This window comes from Arthrobacter sp. SO5 (genome assembly GCF_020532805.1).
Lineage (GTDB): Bacteria > Actinomycetota > Actinomycetes > Actinomycetales > Micrococcaceae > Arthrobacter.
This window is the reverse complement of sequence record NZ_MQTQ01000005.1, coordinates 1-21658: the sequence shown is the minus strand read 5'-3', so window position 1 is coordinate 21658 and position 21658 is coordinate 1. Positions and strand designations below refer to the sequence as shown.

General features: G+C 68.0%; 17 protein-coding genes. 10 read left to right on the top strand and 7 right to left on the bottom strand.

The features are described 5' to 3' along the window. Positions 1-179 precede the first annotated feature (179 nt). Positions 180-1874 carry a bifunctional phosphoribosylaminoimidazolecarboxamide formyltransferase/IMP cyclohydrolase gene (purH, locus tag BJG92_RS01040; RefSeq protein ID WP_232082164.1) on the bottom strand — a complete coding sequence of 565 codons (1695 nt, stop codon included), beginning with the start codon at positions 1872-1874 and terminating at the stop codon, positions 180-182. Positions 1875-2038: 164 nt separating this feature from the next. Between purH and BJG92_RS01035 the strand changes: the two genes are divergently transcribed. Next, positions 2039-3391, top strand: coding sequence for an MFS transporter (locus BJG92_RS01035; protein WP_232082163.1), 1353 nt, complete (start codon positions 2039-2041; stop codon positions 3389-3391). Positions 3392-3465: 74 nt separating this feature from the next. On the opposite strand, the gene BJG92_RS01030 is transcribed toward BJG92_RS01035, so the two are convergent. The 3 genes from BJG92_RS01030 to purN form a co-directional block, all read right to left on the bottom strand. Then, positions 3466-3723 (bottom strand): endonuclease domain-containing protein, encoded by a 258-nt coding sequence (locus BJG92_RS01030; protein ID WP_232082162.1) that lies wholly within the window; start codon positions 3721-3723, stop codon positions 3466-3468. Positions 3724-3725: 2 nt separating this feature from the next. Next, the gene (locus tag BJG92_RS01025; protein ID WP_232082161.1) at positions 3726-4241 is read right to left on the bottom strand and encodes a hypothetical protein; all 516 of its coding nucleotides are present in this window, start codon (positions 4239-4241) and stop codon (positions 3726-3728) included. Positions 4242-4534: 293 nt separating this feature from the next. Further along, on the bottom strand, positions 4535-5113 hold the full coding sequence (gene purN, locus BJG92_RS01020; protein WP_232082160.1) for a phosphoribosylglycinamide formyltransferase: 579 nt from the start codon (positions 5111-5113) through the stop codon (positions 4535-4537). 39 nt (positions 5114-5152) lie between these two features. Here purN and BJG92_RS01015 point away from each other — a divergent pair, with 39 nt between their 5' ends. Further along, the gene (locus BJG92_RS01015) at positions 5153-5608 is read left to right on the top strand and encodes a hypothetical protein (RefSeq protein WP_232082159.1); all 456 of its coding nucleotides are present in this window, start codon (positions 5153-5155) and stop codon (positions 5606-5608) included. 20 nt (positions 5609-5628) lie between these two features. On the opposite strand, the gene BJG92_RS01010 is transcribed toward BJG92_RS01015, so the two are convergent. Continuing rightward, the gene (locus BJG92_RS01010) at positions 5629-6960 is read right to left on the bottom strand and encodes a DUF6350 family protein (RefSeq protein ID WP_232082158.1); all 1332 of its coding nucleotides are present in this window, start codon (positions 6958-6960) and stop codon (positions 5629-5631) included. Positions 6961-7170: 210 nt separating this feature from the next. Here BJG92_RS01010 and BJG92_RS01005 point away from each other — a divergent pair, with 210 nt between their 5' ends. Then, positions 7171-7569 carry a DUF4383 domain-containing protein gene (locus BJG92_RS01005; RefSeq protein WP_232082157.1) on the top strand — a complete coding sequence of 133 codons (399 nt, stop codon included), beginning with the start codon at positions 7171-7173 and terminating at the stop codon, positions 7567-7569. A gap of 377 nt (positions 7570-7946) precedes the next feature. Next, positions 7947-8885, top strand: a complete 939-nt coding sequence (locus BJG92_RS01000) for an HNH endonuclease (RefSeq protein ID WP_232082156.1) — start codon at positions 7947-7949, stop codon at positions 8883-8885. 11 nt (positions 8886-8896) lie between these two features. Here BJG92_RS01000 and BJG92_RS00995 read toward each other — a convergent pair whose 3' ends face one another. Beyond that, complete coding sequence (locus BJG92_RS00995; RefSeq protein ID WP_232082155.1) at positions 8897-10276, bottom strand: phenylacetate--CoA ligase family protein; 1380 nt, start codon at positions 10274-10276, stop codon at positions 8897-8899. A 250-nt stretch (positions 10277-10526) separates the two neighbouring features. On the opposite strand from BJG92_RS00995, the gene BJG92_RS00990 reads away from it, so the two are divergent. The 6 genes from BJG92_RS00990 (at position 10527) to BJG92_RS00965 (ending at position 20608) form a co-directional block, all read left to right on the top strand. Next, positions 10527-11963: a flotillin family protein gene (locus tag BJG92_RS00990; RefSeq protein WP_232082154.1), complete on the top strand. Its 1437-nt coding sequence runs from the start codon at positions 10527-10529 to the stop codon at positions 11961-11963. Next, the gene (locus tag BJG92_RS00985; protein ID WP_232082165.1) at positions 11963-12211 is read left to right on the top strand and encodes a hypothetical protein; all 249 of its coding nucleotides are present in this window, start codon (positions 11963-11965) and stop codon (positions 12209-12211) included. The genes BJG92_RS00990 and BJG92_RS00985 overlap by 1 nt, the downstream gene beginning before the upstream one ends. A gap of 636 nt (positions 12212-12847) precedes the next feature. Then, entirely contained in the window at positions 12848-14011 is a 1164-nt protein-coding gene (locus tag BJG92_RS00980) for a glycosyltransferase family 1 protein (protein ID WP_232082153.1), read from the top strand. A gap of 114 nt (positions 14012-14125) precedes the next feature. Then, a complete protein-coding gene (locus BJG92_RS00975; RefSeq protein WP_269461612.1) occupies positions 14126-16324 on the top strand; it encodes an EAL domain-containing protein in 2199 nt (732 codons plus the stop codon). A gap of 186 nt (positions 16325-16510) precedes the next feature. Next, the gene (locus BJG92_RS00970) at positions 16511-18613 is read left to right on the top strand and encodes an EAL domain-containing protein (protein ID WP_232082151.1); all 2103 of its coding nucleotides are present in this window, start codon (positions 16511-16513) and stop codon (positions 18611-18613) included. Positions 18614-18793: 180 nt separating this feature from the next. Next, complete coding sequence (locus BJG92_RS00965; RefSeq protein WP_232082150.1) at positions 18794-20608, top strand: bifunctional diguanylate cyclase/phosphodiesterase; 1815 nt, start codon at positions 18794-18796, stop codon at positions 20606-20608. 16 nt (positions 20609-20624) lie between these two features. On the opposite strand, the gene BJG92_RS00960 is transcribed toward BJG92_RS00965, so the two are convergent. Beyond that, a complete protein-coding gene (locus tag BJG92_RS00960; RefSeq protein ID WP_232082149.1) occupies positions 20625-21470 on the bottom strand; it encodes an SDR family NAD(P)-dependent oxidoreductase in 846 nt (281 codons plus the stop codon). Positions 21471-21658: the final 188 nt, after the last annotated feature.

Here is a 21658-nt window from a genome sequence, read left to right as displayed (position 1 = left end):
CGCAGCACCCGGGCCCCCGCTGCACCCGGGCCCCCGCGGGACAGGCCCACCGCACAGACCCAGGACTGAACACAAACCCTTTGAGCCCACTCCCCGGCCCAAAAAATGGACATGTCCTCCGGTGAGGGAGGGCATGTCCATCCTTGGTGGGGCCGAGCGCACCCGGAGGGGCGGAACCCCTAGTGGAAGAAGTGCCGGGCGCCGGTGAAGTACATCGTGATGCCCGCGGCGTTGGCTGCGGCGATGACTTCCTCGTCCCGGACGGAACCGCCGGGCTGGACCACGGCGCGGACGCCGGCGTCGATCAGGATCTGCAGGCCGTCGGCGAACGGGAAGAACGCGTCCGACGCCGCCACGGAACCCCGGGCACGTTCGGGCGCCCCGGTGGCCTCTGCTGTCGACGGACCAGCCGCGCCGCCGGCACCCTCCACCTCGGACTCCACGCTCACGCCCAGTGAGTTGGCCCGCTCGACGGCGAGCTTGCAGGAATCAAGCCGGTTGACCTGGCCCATGCCGATGCCGACGGCGGCACCGTTGGAGGCAAGCAGGATGGCGTTGGACTTCGCGGCACGGCAGGCGGTCCACGCGAAGGCGAGGTCCGCCAGGGTCCCGGCATCGGCGGCCTCCCCCGCGGCGAGAGTCCAGTTGGCGGGGTTGTCGCCCTCGGCGTCGACCCTGTCTGACATCTGCACCAGCACGCCGCCGGACACCTGGCGGATTTCGGAGGGGTAGCGGCCGTAGCCCTCGGGCAGGGCGAGGAGTCGGATGTTTTTCTTCTTGGACAGGATTTCCACGGCCTCGTCCTCGAAGCCCGGGGCAATCACAACTTCCGTGAAGATGCCCGCGACGGTCCGGGCCATGCCGGCGGTGACCGTGCGGTTGGCCGCGATGACGCCGCCGAACGCGGAGACGGGGTCGCAGGCATGGGCCTTCGCGTGGGCGTCCGCGATCGGGTCCGGTGCGGAGGCGGAACCCACGGCCACACCGCAGGGGTTGGCGTGTTTGATGATCGCGACGGCGGGCTCGGCGAAGTCGAACGCGGCGCGCAGGGCGGTGTCGGCGTCGACGAAGTTGTTGTAGCTCATGGCCTTGCCGTGCAGCTGGTCGGCCTGGGCGATGCCGGCCGGGGCTGCCTTGTCCACGTAGAGGGCGGCTTGCTGGTGCGGGTTTTCACCGTAGCGCAGGACCTCGGAGCGCTCCAGCGCCAGGCCTGCGTAGGCGGGCCAGTCGATCACGCCGTCGCCGTCCTCATCGAGGAACTGGCTCGCGGTCCAGCTGGCCACGGCGGTGTCATAGGTGGCGGTGTGCGCGAAGGCCTTGGCGGCGAGCCGGCGCCGGGTCTTCAGGTCAAAACCGCCCGAGGCGGCGGCAGCGACGACGTCGTGATAGGAGGACGGGTCCACCACAATGGCGACGGCGGCGTGGTTCTTCGCGGCCGAGCGGACCATTGCGGGGCCGCCGATGTCAATCTGCTCGACGACGTCGTCCTGCGCGGCACCGGACTTGACCGTCTCCACGAAGGGGTAGAGATTGACGACGACGAGGTCGAACGGCTCGATGTCCATGTCCGCGAGGGTCTGCAGGTGGGCCGGGACGCGGCGGTCCGCGAGGATGCCTCCATGCACGCGCGGGTGGAGGGTCTTGACGCGGCCATCCAGCATTTCCGGGGAACCGGTGACTTCTTCGACTTCCTGCACCGGGATGCCGGCGGCGGCGATCTTCTTGGCGGTGGAGCCGGTGGAGACGATCTTGACGCCGGCGTCGTGCAGGCCCCGCGCGAGCTCCTCCAGACCGGTCTTGTCGTAGACCGAAATCAGTGCCCGGCGGATGGGAACACGGTCGATGGATACACGGTCTAGCGGCGTGAAGCTCACAAAAAGTCTCCGTCGTATATCGCGGCGGGGCCGCGGGTGGTGGGGATGGGCCCAGTTTATCCCGTCAGCGCACCGGGCCCTCCCGCGCGCCGGAGTGTGAAGCGCCGTGTGAAGCGCCGCGCGCCCGGCCGCCCGGCCACGTAGAGTTTTCCCAGGAGGCTGAGATGAATACGTACACCACTGTGCCCAGCGGCGAACAGGTGGTCCAGGAACTGCCGTGGCGCTGGAAAGTGCAGGGCCGGATCTTCCTGATCGGCGGCCTGGGCTTCATGTTCGACGCCTGGGATGTGACGCTCAACGGGATCCTGATTCCGCTGCTGTCCCGGCACTGGTCCCTGACCCCGGGCGAGGCCGCCTGGATCGGCGCCTCGAACCTGATCGGCATGGCTCTGGGCGCCTTCGTCTGGGGCACCATCGCGGACACCATCGGGCGCAAAAAGGCCTTCACCGCCACACTGCTGATCTTCTCGGTCTTCACCGTGCTCGGCGCATTCTCCCCTGACTTCCTCTGGTTCGTGGCGTTCCGGTTTATGGCCGGCTTCGGCCTGGGCGGCTGCATCCCGGTCGATTACGCGCTGGTGGGCGAGTTCACTCCCCGCAAGCAGCGCGGCAGGGTCCTCACCGCGATGGACGGCTGGTGGCCGATCGGCGCGGCGCTGTGCGGCTTCGTGTCCGCCGGGCTCGTGGCGGCCTTCGCGGACTGGCGGCTGACCATGCTGGTGATGGTGCTCCCGGCGCTGCTGGTGTTCTGGATCCGCCGGAGTGTGCCGGAATCCCCGCTGTTCCTGATCCGCAAGGGCCGCCGGGACGAGGCCGCCCGGGTCATCGATGACCTCGTCGCCGCCACGGGGGCCGAGCCCCGCGTCTACAGCCTCCCCGACGCGCAGGACGCGCCGCGGCTCTCCGCCGGCAGCGCCTGGACGCAGCTCCGCCTGCTCTGGCAGTTCGACTGGAAGATCACGACGGCGGCCTGGTCCCTGTTCTTCAGCATTCTGCTGGTCTACTACCTGTCGCTGACCTGGATGCCGCGGATCCTGATCGGCGCCGGGTTCGAGGAGTACAAGGCGTTCCTCACGACGGCCTCCATGGCCGCCGTCGGGCTCCTCGGCGTGGTGGTGGCGGCGCTGCTGGTGGAGCGGGTGGGCCGGAAGTGGATCCTGGCGATCACTGGGCCGCTGTCCGCGCTGACCCTCGTGATCGTGGCGATTGTGGTGGACATCCCCACCGCGGCCGTGTTCTGGCTGCTGGTGTTCGGCTTCGTGGTGCAGGTGGCCATCCCGGTGCTCTACGCCTATGTCTCCGAGCTGTACCCGACGGAACTGCGCGGCTCGGGCTTCGGCTGGGCGTCGACGTTCTCGCGGCTCGGTGCCGGCTTCGGCCCGCTGATTTTCGCGGCCTTCCTCTGGCCGGAGCTGGGCCTGGCGACGTCGTTCGCCCTGGCCGGCGGGCTGGTGCTGCTGAGCGTGCTGTGGATGGCGTTCTTCGCCCCCGAAACCAAGCAGCGCCGCCTCGAATAGCACGCCCGTCCTTCTCCCCCAACTGACTCGCAGCTAAGGCCGTTTCGACCCCTCAAAACGGCCTTAGCTGCGAGTCACTTGGGCAACCAGCCGCGGCCGACGAGGGCGGTCCGCACCTTGGCGACGGCGGCGCGTGCGTCGTTCTCCATGTGCCGTTTCGAGATGCGGACCAGTATCCAGCCGGCGCCGCCGAAATCCTCTTCCCTGGCGATGTCCCGGACGATCTGGGCCGTGTCGGAGTGCACGGCGCCCTCGTACTCCACGGCAACCCGGTGCTCCGGAAAGGCCAGATCCGGTTCACGCACGACGCCGGGGCGCAGGATCGTGGCCACGTTCAGTTCCGGTTCCGGCAGCCCAGCGCACCCCAGCGCGAGCCGAAGCCTCGTCTCGGGGCCGAGTCCGCGCCGATCCGGGCCTGCTCCAAGGCGAGCCGTGCCTTGCGGATGCCGGGCGTGCCCTTGTGCCGGTCCAGCATCTTGGCGAGTTCCTCCGGACTGGCGTAAGGCTCCGAGCGGTTCTCAAATGCAGGCCGGGGATGGCGCAGTAGACGGTACGCCATCACGGTCAGCTCGTCAACGCTCATCTTCCGGGCACAATCCAGCCATGTCCTGGTCCGCGTGGTGACCAGTACGCCGTCGAGCCGGGTGATTTCGTCGTCGAAGAACTGCCCGACGTGGCCAATCACGCCCCTGCGTCGCGGTATGGCCATCGTGTCCGGCCTGGAGATATGGATCTCTGGCGCGCGCGAGCCCGGCAGGTATCCCGGAAAGTCCCAGATCAGGAAGGCCGTCGCGTGGGATACTGCCGAGAATTGCGTGACAACGGTGAGGGGCCGGGCACGGAGATTCACTGCAGAGGACGGTTCTAAAGGCAGCCGGATCCCGCGGCTCGGAACATCCAGGGAACGATGCTTGAGCCGGCGCCGGCTGACTCCGGCGTCAAGTGCCTCTTGGAAAGTAAAGGGCGCCAAGCCTAGCGGCGTCGGGAGCGGCCGCGGTGTCTTCATCGACCCATCGTCCCAAATCCGGGGACATTCCCGGAGGGTTATCCACAGGCAATACCCCGTCTGACCAACTGACTCGCAGCAGAGGCCGTTTTGAGCCGCCAAAACGGCCTTTACTGCGAGCCAGTTGGGTCCGGGGGCTACCCGGGGGCGTTCCCCGCTGCCGCGAGCGAGGCCAGCGTGGACACCAGCAGCCGCCGCTCCACCACTTTGATCCGTTCGTGCAGGGATTCCTCTGCCTCGCCGACCCCAATCGGGACGGCCTCCTGGGCAATGATGGGTCCCGTGTCCACTCCGGCGTCGGCCCAGTGCACCGTGCAGCCGGTGACCTTCACGCCGTAGGCCAGGGCATCGCGCACGCCGTGGGCACCGGGGAAGGAGGGCAGCAGCGCCGGGTGGGTGTTGAGGTACTTGCCGCCGAACGCGTCGATGAAGTCCGCGCTGACAATCCGCATAAAGCCCGAGGACACGACGACGTCGGGCTGGTACGCGGCGACGGCTTCGGTGAGCGCCGCGTTCCAGGCGGCCCGGTCCGGGTAGGCCGTGAAGTCCACCACGAAGGTCGGGATTCCGGCGGCGGCTGAACGCTCCACCCCGAAGGTTCCGTGCCGGTCCGCGCCAACGGCGGCGATTTCGACGTCCAGGCTGCCCTCTGTCACGGCGTCAATGACGGCCTGGAGGTTGGAGCCGGTGCCGGAGACGAGGACAACTATGCGCATTGTCCTAGCTTATGGGGCCGCTCGCGTAGGCTGGAAAACATGAATCCCCCGAACGGCCCAGGCGGCGGCCAGCGCGGCAATCAGCGCGGCAGCCAGGACAACCAGCCTGCGCTCAGCGACCCTGCCAAAGCCTCGCAGGACTTGACCCACAATCTGTTCCGCAGCTTCGTTGTGGTGGTCCTGGGCTCGTTCTTCGTCTTCCAGCTGGACATGAACTACCTCTGGCTGAGCGCAGTCCTCACGGTCGCGGCCATTGTGCTGGGAATCGTGGTGCTGGTCCGGGCCGCGAAACTCAAGGAGTCCAAGCTCGTGCTGTTCGGGGCGATCTCCGGGCTGGTGGTCGCGGCCGTGCAGGTACTGCTGCTCGCGTCCTCCGCGCTCTTCTTCAACCAGGTCCGGGACTACCAGCAGTGCATCCGCCACGCGCTCACCCAGCAGGGAGCCTCCCAGTGCAGGACCGAGCTGGACAAGTCGATGCCGGTCCCGCTCCGCTAACGCCCGCCGATAGCGCCCCGTCAGCGGGCGGCCGGTTCCAGCTCCGCTTCGTGCCGATTCTGCTCGCGTTCCAGCCAGGGTCCCGCCGCGTAGCCGATGACGACGCCGATCCCCACCTCAGCGGCGACGAACAGTGCGGTCCGGAGCGGGTCCGGGCCGATGTCCGTGAGCCGCCCCACTCCGGCGGAACCGCGGGCGAGCCAGGCGAGTCCCGCGGCGAGCACGCCAGCCACGGCGCCGGCCATCACCCCCAGCACCAGGGTGGACACGGTCGCGGTGAACCAGCGGGCGCGGACCTTGATGGAGAGCCATTCATCGAAGTGGTTTTCACCTTCCCGCAGGAACCACCACCCGGCCAGTGAGCCCGCGAGCACGGGCACCACCAGCGCCGCGGCGCCATACTCCAGCGCTCCGGCGGGCAGCGCCGCGAAGACCGGAATGGACGGTAGCGGCCCGACGGCGGTTCCCAGGGCACCGGCCTGCGAGCCGACTCCCAGTGCGAAGCCCGATCCGGACGTCCAGGCGAGCGCGAACACCGCGAGGTTGGGCAGGAAGCCGAGCTGCGCGATGGTGAGTGCGGCGCCCCCCGCGGCTCCGGCGTCGAGCCCTTCATAGACGGCGGCGATCAGGTTCCAGTGGATGAAGAGGGTGGCGGCGAGCAGCCCAGCGGACATCGCCAGGCTGGCCATCAGGGCCACGAAGCCTGCCTTGATCGCGGAGCCGAGGTACGAGCCGGCCCAGCGTGAGTGCTGGCTGGTGCGCGAGAGCCAGGCGACGGCGTCGACGCCGATCAGCCGACTCCACGAACCGGCTTCGCGGCGGGCTCCGATCACCATGCCGAGGCCGAACGGGACCAGCGGGGTGAGTGCGGCGGACCAAAGGCTGATGCCGACGTCGCCGGTGCGGCAAATAAAGCCCGTCGCCAGGCCGAAGCCCGCGTACATGAGCCACGATCCCAGCAATGCCTGCCAGAGCTGGTCCGTGTAGGAGGCGCGGGCCAGCCGGCGTCCCGCGCGCCAGGCGAGCAGGAACGGGATGAGGCTGAGCCCGAGCGGGATGAGCGAGAGTGCGCCGGATTCCGGCAGGGCCGCGGCACCAGGAGCCGGGGTCCCAGCGGCGGCGGTGTCCAGCAGCAGCGGAACTCCGTGGATCAGCAGCCAGGCCTGGCCGGCGAGGCGTGCCAGGGCATCAGCCGCGGTGTTCTGGAATCCGGCGGTCGCCCATACCGCAACGATCGGTGCGGCGACGATGAGTGCGGAGATGATGGCCACCTGCGCGGACTCGAGGGCACCCTGCAGCCACAAGGGCATCGGAAGGCCACGTTCTCCGGTCTGATCAGCGCGCAGTTTCATCGTGTTCCATGGTGCCACGTACCTGCGTTCCCGCCGGTTCCGACAGGCTCAGATGAAGTATTTCAGAAGCAAGTCACACCGGAGCTTTTTGCACAAGGCCGCCGTAAAATGGGTATGTCCGCAATCAGTGGTTGGAGGCACAAAATGACTACCGCATCTCAAAATGCACACGGCATTCACTTCGGGCGAACGGATGTTCAGAATGTCGGCATGGGTGTAGGTATCGTCCTGATAGTCGTGGGCATCCTGGGCTTCATCCCGGGAATCACCACGCAGTACAGCTCATTGGCGTTCATCGGGCCTGGTTCCACGGCCCTGTTGCTGGGTTTGTTCCAGCTATCCATGCTGCTGAACATCCTTCAGCTTGCGATCGGCGCCATCGGCCTGGTCATGTCCCGGAGTAACCCCATGGGTGCCCGGAACTTCCTCATGGGCTTCGGCCTGCTGTACATCGTCCTTGGCGTCTACGGGCTCATCGTTGGAACGGGGTCCGCGGCCAATTTCCTGTCGCTGAACGCCCCGGACAACTGGACCTTTATGGTGCTGGGCCTAGGTATGGTTGGCGCCGGCTGGCTGATGTCCAGGCATCTGGCTGACGACGCAAAGTAACCCGGAATTCGACCACCGGGACATAGGGAGCCGCGAATGAGTAACGCTGTATTAAGAAACGCTGTATAGCAATCTGAAAATTCGTACTACCTGCTGGTGCAGTCGCCTCGCGGTAACGCAGCGACTGCACCGGCTTCTTTGTGTGGACTTCCGTTGCGCGGGCGACCCGTACGTACGACGGCGGGGCTTGGCCCTGGGGGCGTCGGGGACGCGCGGCCATCGGGACGGGCCGCCGGCTATCGGACAACGCCGCCGGCGGGACGGGCCGCACCCACCGACCACTCATTTGCCACAAACGGCCGCCATACACCCCCGTGTAGCGGCCGTATTCGTCGAATCGCGCGCGCCGGCGGGCGACGAACTGCGAGAATAGCCCCATGACCGCCATCATCCTGGGCTGGAACCCGGAGCGCTGGAAGCAGTGGAACTATCCGGCCATCGTGGACCGCGTTGCCGGGGCCGGGCTGCACGTGGAACCGTGGAGTGTGGGCCGCCACCAGGACATCCGCACCGGCACGGACGCCTGGCTCGTGCTGCAGGGCCGGCACGGAGGCGGGCTCATCGGCCACGGCGTCGTAGTCTCGGATCGTCCGGAGCCCGGGCCGCACCGCGCCGAGGCCGGCGCAGCCGAGGCGGGCGGAGCTGATTCAGGCGCAGCCGAGGCAGGCGGGGCCGCTTCCACCCGGTCCGCCCCGGAGCCGTCCACCTTGTTCGTCAGCGTTGCCTTCGATGCTCTACTCCCCCTCGGCGAGCAGATCGCCGTCGACGTCCTCGAAGCGGGCGCGCCCGGGGTGCCGTGGAACGGTTTTCCCGGCTCGGGGCTAAAGGTGGATCCGGCCGACGAGGCCCTGATCCGAGGCCTGTGGAGCGACTTCGGGCCGCCGCCTGGCCCGGATCCCACACAGCCCGTGCCCGGAACCTACCCGGAAGAGGCGATCACCCGGGTTGTGGCCAACCGCTACGAACGCAGCCCGGACGCGCGGCGGGCCTGCATCGCGCATCACGGCACTCACTGCGCCGCGTGCGGGTTCTCCTTCGAGCTCACCTATGGCGACGTCGGCAAGGACTTCATCGACGTCCACCACCTCGTACCGGCGTCCCGGCTCGGAAGTACCTACGAGCTGGACCCGGTGACGGATCTGGTGCCGCTTTGCGCCAACTGCCATGCCATGGCCCACCAGGGCCCGGACGCACCCCGGACAGTGGCCGAACTGCGGCGGATCATCGCCGGAGCCGGCTTCCTGCCGGGAGCCACCGTGAGCCCAGGGGAACTCGAGGCCCAGCGAGATGCCCGGAAGTTGCTGGAACAGCAGTAAGAGTCGAGCCCTCAGGCGGTCCAGACCTGCCGGAACTTGCCGCTGCGGCCGGGGCCGGGCAGCTCATCGGAGTATTCAATCGCTACCGGCCCCGCCCCTTGGTCCGCGAAGAACTCATCGAGCCGCTCGCGCACCGCACTGCGCACGTCGGCCTGGGCGGCACCGGGCCGCAGCTCCAGCCGCACCGTCAAGGATCCCGGCCCAGTGCGGATGGCCTGGAAGCGGCGCACCCCGGCCGTCTCCTCAATCACGGTACCCAGTGCCAGCGGCAGCACCGTCACCCTGCGCCCGCCCGGCGCCGAAAAGGAAACCACGTCACCGGCACGGCCCTCGACCCGCAGCACCGGGAAGGGACTTCTGCAGGGGCACGGATCCGCAGCAAACGTGACCCGGTCCCCCAGGTCATAGCGGATCAGCGGCTGGACGCGGTTGGCAAGGTTGGTCACCAGCACCGTCTGGGAAGTGACCCCAGCCGGGACCGGCTGAAAATCCGCGTCCACCGGCTCGACGAGGTACCAGTCGGCGTTGACGTGGAACGAGCCCTTCCGGCAGAGGCTGGTCAGCGCGGGGAATTCCGACGAAAGATACCGTTCGCTGACGCGGCAGCCGAGCGCGGATTCGATCTCCTCGCGTCCGGCAACGGACAAGTTTTCGCCGGAACTGAAGGCCAGCACAGGGTGGATCCGCAGACCTCTGGTCCTCTGCTCCCCGGCCAGCTGGAGCATGGCGCTCGGGTACCCGTAGAGCAGAGTCGGCTGGAAGGCGTTGAGTTCAGCCACCAACTCCGGCAGCGGCCTCAGCACCGAGAAGACCCGCACCCGCCGGGCAATGACGGGGCTGCGCCGCCGGGCGGTTTCCGTCATCACGACGCCGGCAAAGTGGCCGCCGCCCGCGATAAGGGCCGCTCCCCGCAGCCCGTGGAACAGGAAAGCCCGCCATTCCGCAGCCCTGATCAACGTCCGGCGCTCCCGGATCCGGACGACGACGCCGGTCACCGTCCACGAGGCCCGGTCGTGCACCAGGACGGCCGGCTCCCCGGAGGTGCCGGAGGTGGTGACCACCAGGTACTGTCCGCGGTAGAGGCTCCCCAGCCGGGACATGTCGGCGAGCACGTCTGATTCCAGCCGGGCCAGCGTGAGGTGCGGGTCCGTCACCCATTCGTCGAAGTGCTCCATCAACTCCCGTTTGCCCACCCGCGGGAGCTGCCGAGGATCCGTGACACGCTCCGGGACGTCCCGGTACAGCGCCCGGTAAAACGGCGACGCCGTCCGGGCAAACTCCACGAGCCCGGCAAGCCGGGCCTGCTGCCGGCGGGAGATCGCGTCGGCACCTCCATGCTCAGCCCGCCAGGTGTCCCACGCGATCCCGATCGCTCCGGAGCCGGCATACATCGCGAATCCCTCTCCGGGACCGCACGGCAGTCCCCTGCCCAACCTGCCACGGCCGGGCGTGCCACAACAGGGGCTTTCGTCCTCGCATCATCCAATCGCTGGACTTTGCGGCGGGGAGCGCATCAGACTGTCTTCAACAGCTGGATTGGCGGCCCCGCGCTTCCGCATTCGAGTCCGGCCGGGTTCTATCGGCGGCACGGTTGGGGGCTGTGCCGCACCACCTTTTCCAACATCGTGAAAGGACCTGGCTATGCCGGATTTTTCAGCTTTCGCCCCGCTTATTGCCACGCTCATCGGGGCGGCCGTCGTCGTCGCCGTTATCTGGCTGACCACGAAACTGATGTGGAAAGTGGCCGAGCCCAATGAGGCGCTCATCATCTCCGGACTCACGCGGGGCACCCTGGAGACCAGGGAGGGCATGGACTTCAAAATCGTCACCGGCAAGGGCGCCCTCGTGTTTCCCGGGCTGCAGACCGTCAGGCCCCTCTCCCTGACCCTCAATGAAACCGAGCTCAAGGTGTCCTGCGTGACGTCGCAGGGCATCCAGGTGATTGTCGAAGGTGTTGTCATCTACAAGATCGGGGACGCCCCGCCCTTCATCGCCAACGCCGCGCGGCGTTTCCTGGGCCAGCAGCCGAAAATGGAAAGCCAAGTCTACAACGTTTTCGAAGGTCACCTGCGCTCCATCATCGGCAGCATGACCATGGAGGAGATCATCCGCGAGCGCGACAAGCTCGGTTCACAGGTCCGCAGCGCCAGTGGCGTGGAAATGGAAAAGCTCGGCCTGGTGGTCGATTCACTCCAGATCAAGGACCTGCAGGATCCCACGGGCTACATCGAGAACATCGCCAAACCGCATATCGCCCTGGTCAAGATGGAGGCGCGCATCGCCGAGGCCACCAGGAACCGTGAGGCCGCGGAAAAGGAAGCCGAGGCGGAGGCGCTGATCGCGGACGCACAGAGTATCTCGGCCATCCGGCAATCCGAGGCCCAGGCCAACGCCGAACGGGCCAAGGCACACGCCGCCCAGGCCGGCCCCCTTGCCGACGCCACGGCCCGCCAGCAGGTGGTGGTTCAGGAGACAGAAGTGGCCAAGCTCGAGGCGGACCGGGAGGAACAGAAACTCCAGACCACCGTCCGCAAGCCCGCCGACGCCAAGGCCTATGCCAAGCGCACCGATGCCGAGGGCCAGAAGTCCGCCGATATCAGCGCTGCCGAGGCGCTGGCTCGGCGCACGGAACTCGAAGCCGAGGCCAACGCACGGCGCACTGAACTTCAGGCCCAGGCCAACGCGACGGCGGCGGCAGCCGCGGCCGGAGCCACCCGGGTTACCGGTGAGGCGGAGGCGGCGGCCACGAAGGCCCGCGGCGATGCTGCCGCCTCCGCGATCAAGGCCAAGGCGTTGGCGGAGGCGGACGGCATCAAGGCACGCGCCGAGGCCCTGGGAACCAATCAGGAGGCCGTTATTTCCCAGCAGTTGGCGGAGAATATGCCAGCCATTATCGCGGCGGCAGCGGAGCCGTTCGCCCATGTTGGACAGTTCACCGTCCTCAACGGCGGCGACGGCATCAATAAGATGATCGGCGGAATCCTGTCCCAGGTGGGCGACTATCTCCCGGCCCTCAGATCCTCCCTCAGGAACGGCCGGGAGGATGCCAAACGGTCCCCGAAAGCTCCGGATGCATGATGCACAGGGACGTTGACCGGAGCCTCACGGGCAAGATCGGCCGTGTCACCGGGCGGATCGGGCCCGGCACCATCGGCGAAGTCATGCTGCCGTTTCGGGGCGGAACCAGCGCCTTCCACGCCCACCCGTTCGACAGGGCCAGCGCCTTCGCGGTGGGCGAGGAGGTCCTGGTCATCTACTACGAGCCGCCGCAAACCGTCTACGTTGACGAGCTGCCGGACGTCTTGCGTAAGGATGCCCGCGGTTAGGAGTCCCGCACCAGGCGATCCCTGCGCCCATTTGCCGAACTTGGCCGCTACGCCGGCTGGTTTAGCGGCCATTAAGGGCGAATCGAGGGCGATACGAAGCCGCACCCCGGCCGAACGCCCGGCCCAGGACGTGCCCCGGGTGGACATGCCCATTCTCCGGACGTGCCCCAGGTGGACATGCCCATTCTTCACGGCCACGAGAGAGCATATGGGGATCATGTCCAGGTCCTAGCCCTGGCTGAGCGCATGCCCATTCCCGGGCGGCTCGGGGCACGCCCCGTCGGACGTGCCCCGGGTGGACATGCCCATTTTTCACGGCCACGAGAGAGCATATGGGGATCATGTCCAGGTCCTAGCCCTGGCTGAGCGCATGCCCATTCTCGGGCGGCTCGGAGCATGCCCATTCTTCGGACGTGCCCCAAGTGGACATGCCCATTTTTCACGGCCACGAGGGAGCATATAGGGATCATGTCCAGGTCTTGCCCCGGCCGGAGGGCATGCCCATCCGCGGGTGGCTCGGAGCGTGCAACCCCCAACCCGCAACCCTGCACCCACGCCCGCCCTGTTAACCCATTCTTCCCCTCGCCGCCATACCCCTGACCCCGCGCCGACAGCCGGCGCCCGCACCGTGGAGGGGTGAGGATCGCAATTGTGGCCGAATCATTCCTGCCGCTGATGAACGGGGTAACGCACTCAATCCTGCGCGTCCTGGAGCATCTGCAGGAGCGCGGGGACGAGGTGCTGGTGATCGCGCCGTCAACCCAGGACGCCGGAGCCCCCGACGAGGTCTACGGTGCGTACGTCCACCGGCTTCCCTCGGTGCCGCTGGCCGGCTACACGAACGTACGGGTGGCAATGGGCGGTGTTCACCGGGTCAAGAGAATCCTTGCCGAGTACACACCCGACGTGGTCCACCTGGCGTCACCGTTTGTGCTCGGCTGGCGGGCGGCACAGGCCGCGCACCAGCTGGGGATCCCCACCATAGCCATCTACCAGACCGAGGTTCCCGGCTACGCCGGCCGCTACGGTGTCCCGTTCCTGGAGAACTGGGCGTGGAGCCGGGTGGAGAACATCCACCTGATGGCATCCCGCACCCTCGTCCCGTCCAGCTTCGCGCTCCGCCAGCTCCGCGGCCGCGGCATTCCGCGGATTGAGATGTGGCGCCGCGGCGTGGATACCGAGCGGTTCTCCCCGGACAAGCGCGACGCCGGGTGGCGTGCTTCCGTCGCCCCGGGCGGCGAGCGCCTCATCGGCTACGTGGGCCGGCTGGCGGCCGAGAAGCAGGTGCAGGACCTGGCCGTGCTGGCGGACGTGCCCGGAACCCGGCTGGTGATCGTCGGCGACGGACCGCAGCGGCAGTCCCTTGAGGCCGCCCTGCCGGATGCCGTCTTCACCGGGTTCCTCGGCGGCGAGGAGCTGGCCCGGGCCGTGGCCTCCTTCGATCTTTTCGTCCACCCGGGCGAGTTCGAGACGTTCTGCCAGACCATCCAGGAAGCCATGGCCTCAGGCGTTCCGGTGGTCGCCACCGGCCGCGGCGTCCCGCTGGATCTGGTGGAAAACTCCCGCACCGGCTGGCTGTACGAGCCGGGCGACCTCACGGCGCTCCGGTCCCGCGTGATGGACCTGATGGGCGACGACGCCAAGCGCCGCGCGTTCGCCGCGGCGGCCCACGCTTCGGTCCAGGGACGGACGTGGTCCGCCCTGGGCGATGAGCTGGTCCAGCACTACCGGGCCGTGGTGTCGGCGGGCGCAACCAGCGGAGGGGGAACCTCAGACAGACGCGAGCGCCTCCCCCGCTGAAACGCCGGCCCAGCCGGCCTGGTCATCGTGCCGCGTTGAGACCCCTATGATTTTCTGAGGGGAGGACTTGTCAATGGAGTATCGGTGGTCTCAAATTCGCACGGCGGCAGCCGCATGATTGCTTCCCCGCGCCCGCCGCACGCTTCCCCGCGCCCGCCACACCCGGCCCCGCACCCGGAGGCGGTGCTGGAATCCGGCCCGGACGCCCTCCTGGTGGTTTCCGAGGACGGCATCATCCTCATGGTCAACGCGGCGACGGAACGGATGTTCGGCTACGCCCGGGGCGAGCTGGTGGGCACGGACCACCGCATGCTCCTCGCCGAGGGCTTCCGCAGCGGATTCCGGCGCCTGTTCGTCGCGCTTCGCAAGGAGAGGGCCGCAGACTCCGACGCCGGAGCTCAGCACGACGATCTCCCGCCCGTCGAGGCGTACGGCGTGCGTCATGACGGCACCGAGTTCCAGGCCGAGCTGACCTACTCCCTCCTCAGCACGCCCCCCAACCCCACCGATCCTGTCTGCATGACGGTGATGATCCGGGACACCTCCCACCGGCTGCAGGCGGACGCGGGCCTCCGCGAGGCCATGTCCCTGCTCAGCGCCACCCTGGAGTCCACCGCCGACGGCATCCTGGTGGTCAGCGCCGAGGGCGAGATCGCCGGAGTCAACAACCAGTTCGTCTCCATGTGGGGCATTCCCCGGGAGCTGCTGGCGACCAAAAACGACGACGCCGTGCTGGGCTTCGTCCTGGACCAGCTCAAGGATCCCGCCCGGTTCATTGAAAAGGTCACGGCGTTGTACGCCGAGCCGGCGGCGGAAAGCCACGATGTCCTGGACTTCCACGACGGCCGGACTTTTGAGCGCTACTCACGCCCGCAGAAGGTCGCGAACCAGGTGGTCGGCCGCGTGTGGAGCTTCCGCGATGTCACCCCTGCCCGGATCGCGCAGGACCAGATCACCAAGGCCATGGCCGATCTCGCCGAGCAGGCTGCCCAGCTCAAAGCCCTGGCGTTCCAGGACCCCCTCACCGGGCTGTCCAACCGCCAGCTCTTCAACGACCACCTCGCCGCCGCGCTGAGCGGGCCGTGCGGCACCGCCGTCGACCTCCTGCTCCTAGACCTCGACGATTTCAAGGAAGTCAACGACATCCTGGGCCATCACGCCGGTGACCAGATGCTGATCGAGGTGGGGCGGCGGCTGCGCACGTGCGTGCGCCCCAACGACGTTGTAGCACGCCTGGGTGGTGACGAATTCGTGGTCATGCTGGTTGGCTCGCCGGACCCCGACGCCGTCGCCAAACGGATCGTCGAGTCGTTGAAAGTGCCGGTCTGGATTGACGGATCCATGCTGCGGCCCAGCCTGAGCCTCGGCCTGGCCTCCATCAGCGAGGACACCGTGGACGCTTCCGAGCTGCTGCGCCGGGCCGACATCGCCATGTACGCGGCGAAAGCCGCCGGCAAGAACCGCTACCTGCGGTTCCGGCCGGAGATGATGAAGTCCCTCATCCAGCGCACCGAAATGGAGTCCGGGCTGCGGCTGGCCGTGGACAGCGGCCAGATCGAGGTGCACTACCAGCCGATCGTCTCCGCCAAGCTGGGCGTTGTTGTCCAGGTCGAGGCCCTGGCCCGCTGGGTGCGCGACGGCGAACTCGTCCCGCCGCAGCAGTTCATCCCCACCGCCGAGCGCAGCGGGCTGATCGTCGAGATCGGCACCGAAGTGCTGCTGAAGGGCTGTACCGAGCTACAGCCCTGGCTGGCGGCCGACCGCTCGCGCCGCCTGGCTGTCAACGTCTCCGGAGTGCAGTTGTTGCACGGGGATTTTGCCGAACTGGTGCGGGCGGTCACGGCGTCGTGCGCTGTGGATCCGCGGCAGCTGGTGCTGGAAGTCACCGAGAGCGTCTTCTTTGCCGACGACTGCCGTGTGATCCAGCAGCTCATCGCTCTCCGGAAGGCCGGGGCACACGTGGCGCTGGATGACTTCGGCACCGGGTACTCCTCGCTGGGACGGTTGCAGGACCTCCCGGTGGACACGCTGAAAATCGACCAGTCGTTCATCTCCATGATCCGTACCGGTGCCGAAAAACTGCCCATCCTGACGGCCATGATCGGCATGGCCCACGGCCTCGGCCTGAGCGTCACCGCGGAAGGCGTCCAGACGCCGGCGCAGGCCGAATACCTGATGAACCTGGAGTGCGATTCACTGCAGGGCTTCCTGTTCTCCGGCCCTGAACCGCAGGCCGCGCTGGGGCCGGCCATCGCCCGCTCCGCCCAGGCGTTCGCCGCCCTGCGTGGCGGCCGGGTGTCCGGAAACCGTTGAGCTGAAGCAAGCCTGCAGGCGGCACCGCACGCAAGCCTGCAGGCCGAACGTCGAAGATCGCCGCAATTTCCGGGCCGCGGGGTGCTGGACAAGGGGCCCTGGAACCCTATGATTCAGTGAAACGCATTGCCCGCGGCATCTCCGTCGGGCTCATCAACGTCCGTAGCTTTGGGGGCCGGTATCACCGTGGGACCTGGGATAGAAGAGACCTTACTGGAGCAGGGCCCCGACGCGTTCTTGCTGCTGACCGCGGACGGAACCATCGCGTTGGTCAACGCCGCGGCGGAGTGCCTCTTCGGCTACCCGCGGGAACAACTGCTGGGGATGCCGCACACGCTCCTGCTCTCGGACGACGCTCGCGGCGGTTTCCTGCGCGTCTTCGGCAGGCTGGGCAGGGGAAGCCTCGCCGGCAAGCGTCCGTTCGCTGCGGCAGGCCGGCGTCGGGATGGCACCGACATCGCCCTGGAGGTCACCTGCTCGCTCGTGGCGTTCGACGCCGGCACGGCCATGGCGGTCGCCGTCCGCGACGGCAGCCACCGCAATGACCCGGATTCCGGCCGGCGCCTGGCCGTTTCCCTGCTGGACGCCACCCTGGAGAGCACCGCCGACGGGATTCTGGTGGTCTCCAGCGAAGGGCTGATCACCGGTATCAACAATCAGTACGTGTTGCTGTGGGGCATGCCGCCGGAGATGGTCGCGGCCGAGGACCCTAGGGCCCTGGTGGACTTCATCGCGGAGCAACTGATGGACCCGGAACCCTTCCTGGCCAAGGTGGCAGCACTGTACGCGGACAAGCTGAAGCATGGCTATGACGTGCTGGAGTGCAAGGACGGCCGCACCGTGGAGCTGAACTCGCGGCCGCAGCAGGTCGCGGACGCCATCGTGGGACGCATCTGGAACTTCCGGGACGTCACCTCCCGCCACCGCGCCCAGGACCAGGCCCGCCGCGCCATGGAGGAACTCGCCGAACAGGCGGACAAGCTCAAGGAACTCGCCTTCCGGGACCCGCTGACCGGCCTGGCCAACCGGATGCTCTTCAGTGAACGGGCCGCCGAGGCATTGCTGACGCCCGAGCCCGTGCACGTTCTCCTCCTGGACCTGGACGACTTCAAGGAAGTCAACGACATCCTGGGCCACCACGCCGGCGACGAAATGCTGGTGGAGATCTCACGGCGTTTGCTCCAGTGCGTGGGGCCCCACGGCACCGTGGCGCGGCTGGGCGGAGACGAGTTTGTGGTCCTGCTGGTGGGCTGCCGGGACTCCGACGCCGTTGCCCAGCGGGTGGTCGCCACGTTGAACGCCCCCTTCTCGATCGAGGGCACCATGCTGCGCCCGGGCCTGAGCCTGGGCGTGGCCTCCCGGGATGCGGGATCCATGACGTCCTCGGAACTCCTGCGGCAGGCGGACCTGGCCATGTACGCGGCCAAGGAAGCCGGCAAGAACTGTTACGTGCACTTCCGGCCGGAGATGCTGGCCGCCCTGCTGGAACGCACCCAGCTCACCGCGGGACTCCGGCGGGCCGTGGAGCTGGGGCAGATCATGGTGCATTACCAGCCGGTGGTCTCCAGCGAGCAGCTTGCTGTGGTCCAGTTCGAGGCCCTGGCCCGCTGGGAATGGGAAGGCCAGCTGATGCCCCCGGATGATTTCATCCAGATTGCCGAGCGCAGCGGCCTGATCCGGGACATCGGGGCCGAGGTGCTCCGGCGCAGCTGCACCGAGCTGGCACCGTGGCTCGCGGAGGATCCCCGCCGGTCCCTGGCCGTGAATGTCTCCGGCGTGCAGCTGCAGCACCGGGACTTCGCGGAGCGCGTCCTGGACATCGCCGGGTGGAGCGGGGTGGATCCCCACCAGCTGGTCCTGGAGGTGACGGAAAGCGTGTTCTTCGACGCGCACTCCCACGTCATCGCCCAGCTCGAAAGCCTGCGCGGAGCAGGGATCAGGGTGGCACTGGATGACTTCGGGACCGGCTATTCCTCCCTGGGCCGGCTCCAGGAACTCCCGGTGGACGTGGTGAAGATCGACAAGTCCTTCGTCTCCATGCTCCGCACGGGCGCGGAGAAGCTCCCTATCCTGACCTCGATGATCCACATGGCCAGGAGCCTGGGGCTGAAGGTCACGGCCGAGGGCATCGAGACCCCGGCCCAGGCGCGCTACCTGATGGACCACGGCTGCGATGCCCTGCAGGGCTTCCTTTTCTCCCGCCCGGAACCGGAATCCCGGCGCGAACTCGCCGTCCGCCACTCCGAGGCAGCCATCGCGGCGCTCGAAGGTGTGCCGCTGGCCGGTTAGCAGCGCCCAGGCGGCTCCCGTGCGCGAAAACGGCGCCGCGCCGACACAATCCGGCGCGGTATGGCCCGGATCACGCGGCCGCGGCCCGTACCCCTTATGATTCTTGGAGCGCAGCCGTCGTGTGTTCTCCGCACGGCGCCTGCCATCCGTATCCGTCGCTTGGGGGGCAGGCAAAACATCATGGACGCAGGGTTCGCACAACTACTTCTGGAGCACAGCCCGGACCCGCTGGTCCTGCTGGCTCCCGACGGGTCCATCTCCTTCCTCAACACGGCCGCAGAGGCCCTCTTCGGCTACTCCCGCGCGCAGCTGCTGGGCGCCGATTCCTCCCTGCTGCTCGCCGAGGGGTCCCGTGAGGAATTCCACGGAATCCTCGCCGGCCTGGACGCCGCCGCGCCCCGCTCCCGCCAGCCCTTCGAAGGTTCCGGCCGCCGCGCCGACGGTGCCGAGGTGCCGGTCGAGATCACCTGCTCGCTGATCCCCGCCGCCGGGCCCGGGACCCAGTCCACCCCAGCGTCCGCGGAGCCGTCCGTTGCGCTCTCGGTCCGCGGCGCCGGCCACCGGCCGTCGTCCCCTGCCGGCCAGCGGCCGTCCGCCGCCACAGCTGCCGCCGCTCCAGCGGAGGCCGCACCGCTGCGCCGTCGTCCGGCACCGCTCACTGCCGAGCCGGCAGCGTTCGCCGAGCACGACGACGAGCTCAAGGCCGGCGTCCTGCGTGATCCGCTCACCGCACTGCCCAACGGCCACCTGTTCAACGAACGGCTCGCGGCGGCCCTGCGCCGGCCGGACCCAGTGGACGTGCTGCTGCTGAACCTGAATGACTTCAAGAACCTCAACGACATGCTGGGCCGCTCCGCCGCGGATGAGCTGCTGGTAGAGGTGGCAAACCGGCTGCGCAACTGCGTCCGCCCGCACGACACCGTCGCCCGGCTCGGCGGCGACGAGTTCGTGGTGCTGCTGACCGAATGCCTCAACGCCGAGGCGGTCGCCAAACGGATCGCCGAATCCCTGTTCGAGCCGCTGCGTGTCGGCGGCTCGCTGGTCCGGCCCGGCGTGAGCATGGGCCTGGCGTCCAAGACCGCGCAAACGCACGACGGCGCCGAGCTGCTGCGCCAGGCCGATGCCGCCCTGAACGCGGCGAAGACCGGGGGCAACCAGGCCTGGCTGCGGTTCCGGCCGGAGATGCTGAACACGGCGGCGCACAAGGCCGACGGCGAGACCGGGCTCCGGCGGGCCGTGGAGCTGGGCCAGATCTCGGTCCATTACCAGCCGGTAGTGTCACCAGGCCTGGGGTCGGTGGTGCAGTTCGAGGCGTTCGCGCGCTGGGAACGGCACGGACGCCTGGTGCCGCCCAACCAGTTCCTGCCGGTGGCCGAGCAGAGCGGGCTAATCCGGGAAATCGGCGACGAGGTCATGCGGCGTGCCTGCGCCGAGATCCGCCCGTGGCTGGCCGGGGACCCCGCCTACAGCGTCGCCGTGAACGTCTCGGGCCTGCAGTTCCAGGACCGAGATTTCGGCACCGATGTGCTCGGGATCGTTGCGTCCACCGGGATCAGCCCGCGCCAGCTGGTGCTGGAACTGACGGAGAGCGTGTTCTTCGACGCCGACTCCGGCGTGCTGCGCCAGCTCCGCCAGCTGCGCGAGGCGGGCGTCCGGATCGCGATGGACGACTTCGGCACGGGTTATTCGTCCCTGGGCCGGCTCAAGGAGCTGCCGCTGGACATGGTCAAGATCGACCGGTCCTTCGTGGCGATGATCAAGACCGGCCGGGAACAGCTGCCGTTCTTCGCCACCATGATCAACACCGCGCACGGCCTCGGCCTGCGGGTCACGGCAGAGGGCATCGAAAGCGCGGAGCAGGCCAAGTACCTGATGGACCGCGGCTGCGACTCCCTGCAGGGCTACCTGTTCGCCAAACCGGCCCCGGCCAGCGACCTGGCCGGGACCATGGAAAGCGCCCTCACCGCCATCGACACGGTCGACGCCGCGCGGTAGCTACCGTGGCCGTGGCCTACGGCCGCGGATCCAGCGTGCCGTGCGCCAGGGCCACCAGCGCCTCGCTGCGCTCCCACAGCTCCCGCGCGAGCTCCGCGTCGTGCGCCTGCTTGTTGGCCTTGGCCAGGGCGCGCTTGGCGTAGTAGGCCCCCGAGATCCAGTCCTGTCCGGGAGTGGACGTGGCAAGCCACACGAGCGTGTCTGCGCCCTGTTCGGGGCTGAGCAGGAAGCGGTTGAGGAAGCTCTTGTACGCGTGCCGCATGTGGCTGGTGGAGTCCGCCGCGAAGTTGGTGGCCACGACGCCGGGGTGGAAGGCGGCCGTCGTGATTCCCTGGGCAGCGTAGCGGTTGTTGAGCTCACTCGTGAAGAGGATGTTGGCCAGCTTGGCGGTGCCGTACGCGCGGTTGGTGGAGTAGCTCTTCGCGGCGTCCAGGTCCTCCATGTCCAACTTGCCGAAGCCGTTGGCGGCGCTGGAGGTGTTGATGACCGTCGCGTTGCTGGCCGTGAGCACGTCCATCAACTCCGTGGTGAGCAGGAACGGGGCCAGGTGGTTGATCTGGAAAGTCTTCTCGTGGCCGTCCACGGTGAGCTCGCGCTTGCCCATGATCCCGCCGGCATTGTTGGCCAGGACGTCGATCCGCGGGTACTTCTCCTTCAGCTGCGCCGCGAGCTGGCGCACCTGTGCCAGAACCGCGAAATCTGCGACGAAGAAGTCCGCACCGATCTCCGAAGCGATCCGCTCGGTTTTCTCCGCCGAACGCCCGACGACGACGATCCGCTCCCCTGCTTTCGCGAGAGTCCGCGCTGCCGAGGCGCCGATCCCGTCGCTGGCGCCGGTGATAACAATGGTCCGCTGGGTCATGAACAAGTCCTTCGAATGGAAGAGGGTGGCGCTGGTACAACGACGCCGGGGCCGTGAGTGTTCCGGCGCCACGAGTGTTCCGGCCCAAAAGCTCCGGTGCTGATCATGGCGTTAAAGTGGGAGAGCCTCCAACCTGGTGGTTGGAGGCTCTCGACCTGAATGGTGTTCCGGCGGTGACCTACTCTCCC

Bases quoted from the DNA above. Each gene is read 5' to 3' on its own strand.
- BJG92_RS01035 (WP_232082163.1), top strand. From the start codon at position 2,039: ATGAATACGTACACCACTGTGCCCAGCGGCGAACAGGTGGTCCAGGAA.
- BJG92_RS00985 (WP_232082165.1), top strand. From the start codon at position 11,963: ATGCACAGGGACGTTGACCGGAGCCTCACGGGCAAGATCGGCCGTGTC.
- purN (WP_232082160.1), bottom strand. From the start codon at position 5,113: ATGCGCATAGTTGTCCTCGTCTCCGGCACCGGCTCCAACCTCCAGGCC.
- BJG92_RS00960 (WP_232082149.1), bottom strand. From the start codon at position 21,470: ATGACCCAGCGGACCATTGTTATCACCGGCGCCAGCGACGGGATCGGC.
- BJG92_RS01015 (WP_232082159.1), top strand. From the start codon at position 5,153: ATGAATCCCCCGAACGGCCCAGGCGGCGGCCAGCGCGGCAATCAGCGC.
- BJG92_RS00965 (WP_232082150.1), top strand. From the start codon at position 18,794: ATGGACGCAGGGTTCGCACAACTACTTCTGGAGCACAGCCCGGACCCG.
- BJG92_RS00995 (WP_232082155.1), bottom strand. From the start codon at position 10,276: ATGTATGCCGGCTCCGGAGCGATCGGGATCGCGTGGGACACCTGGCGG.
- BJG92_RS01010 (WP_232082158.1), bottom strand. From the start codon at position 6,960: ATGAAACTGCGCGCTGATCAGACCGGAGAACGTGGCCTTCCGATGCCC.
- BJG92_RS00975 (WP_269461612.1), top strand. From the start codon at position 14,126: ATGATTGCTTCCCCGCGCCCGCCGCACGCTTCCCCGCGCCCGCCACAC.
- BJG92_RS01000 (WP_232082156.1), top strand. From the start codon at position 7,947: ATGACCGCCATCATCCTGGGCTGGAACCCGGAGCGCTGGAAGCAGTGG.
- BJG92_RS01005 (WP_232082157.1), top strand. From the start codon at position 7,171: ATGGGTGTAGGTATCGTCCTGATAGTCGTGGGCATCCTGGGCTTCATC.
- BJG92_RS00990 (WP_232082154.1), top strand. From the start codon at position 10,527: ATGCCGGATTTTTCAGCTTTCGCCCCGCTTATTGCCACGCTCATCGGG.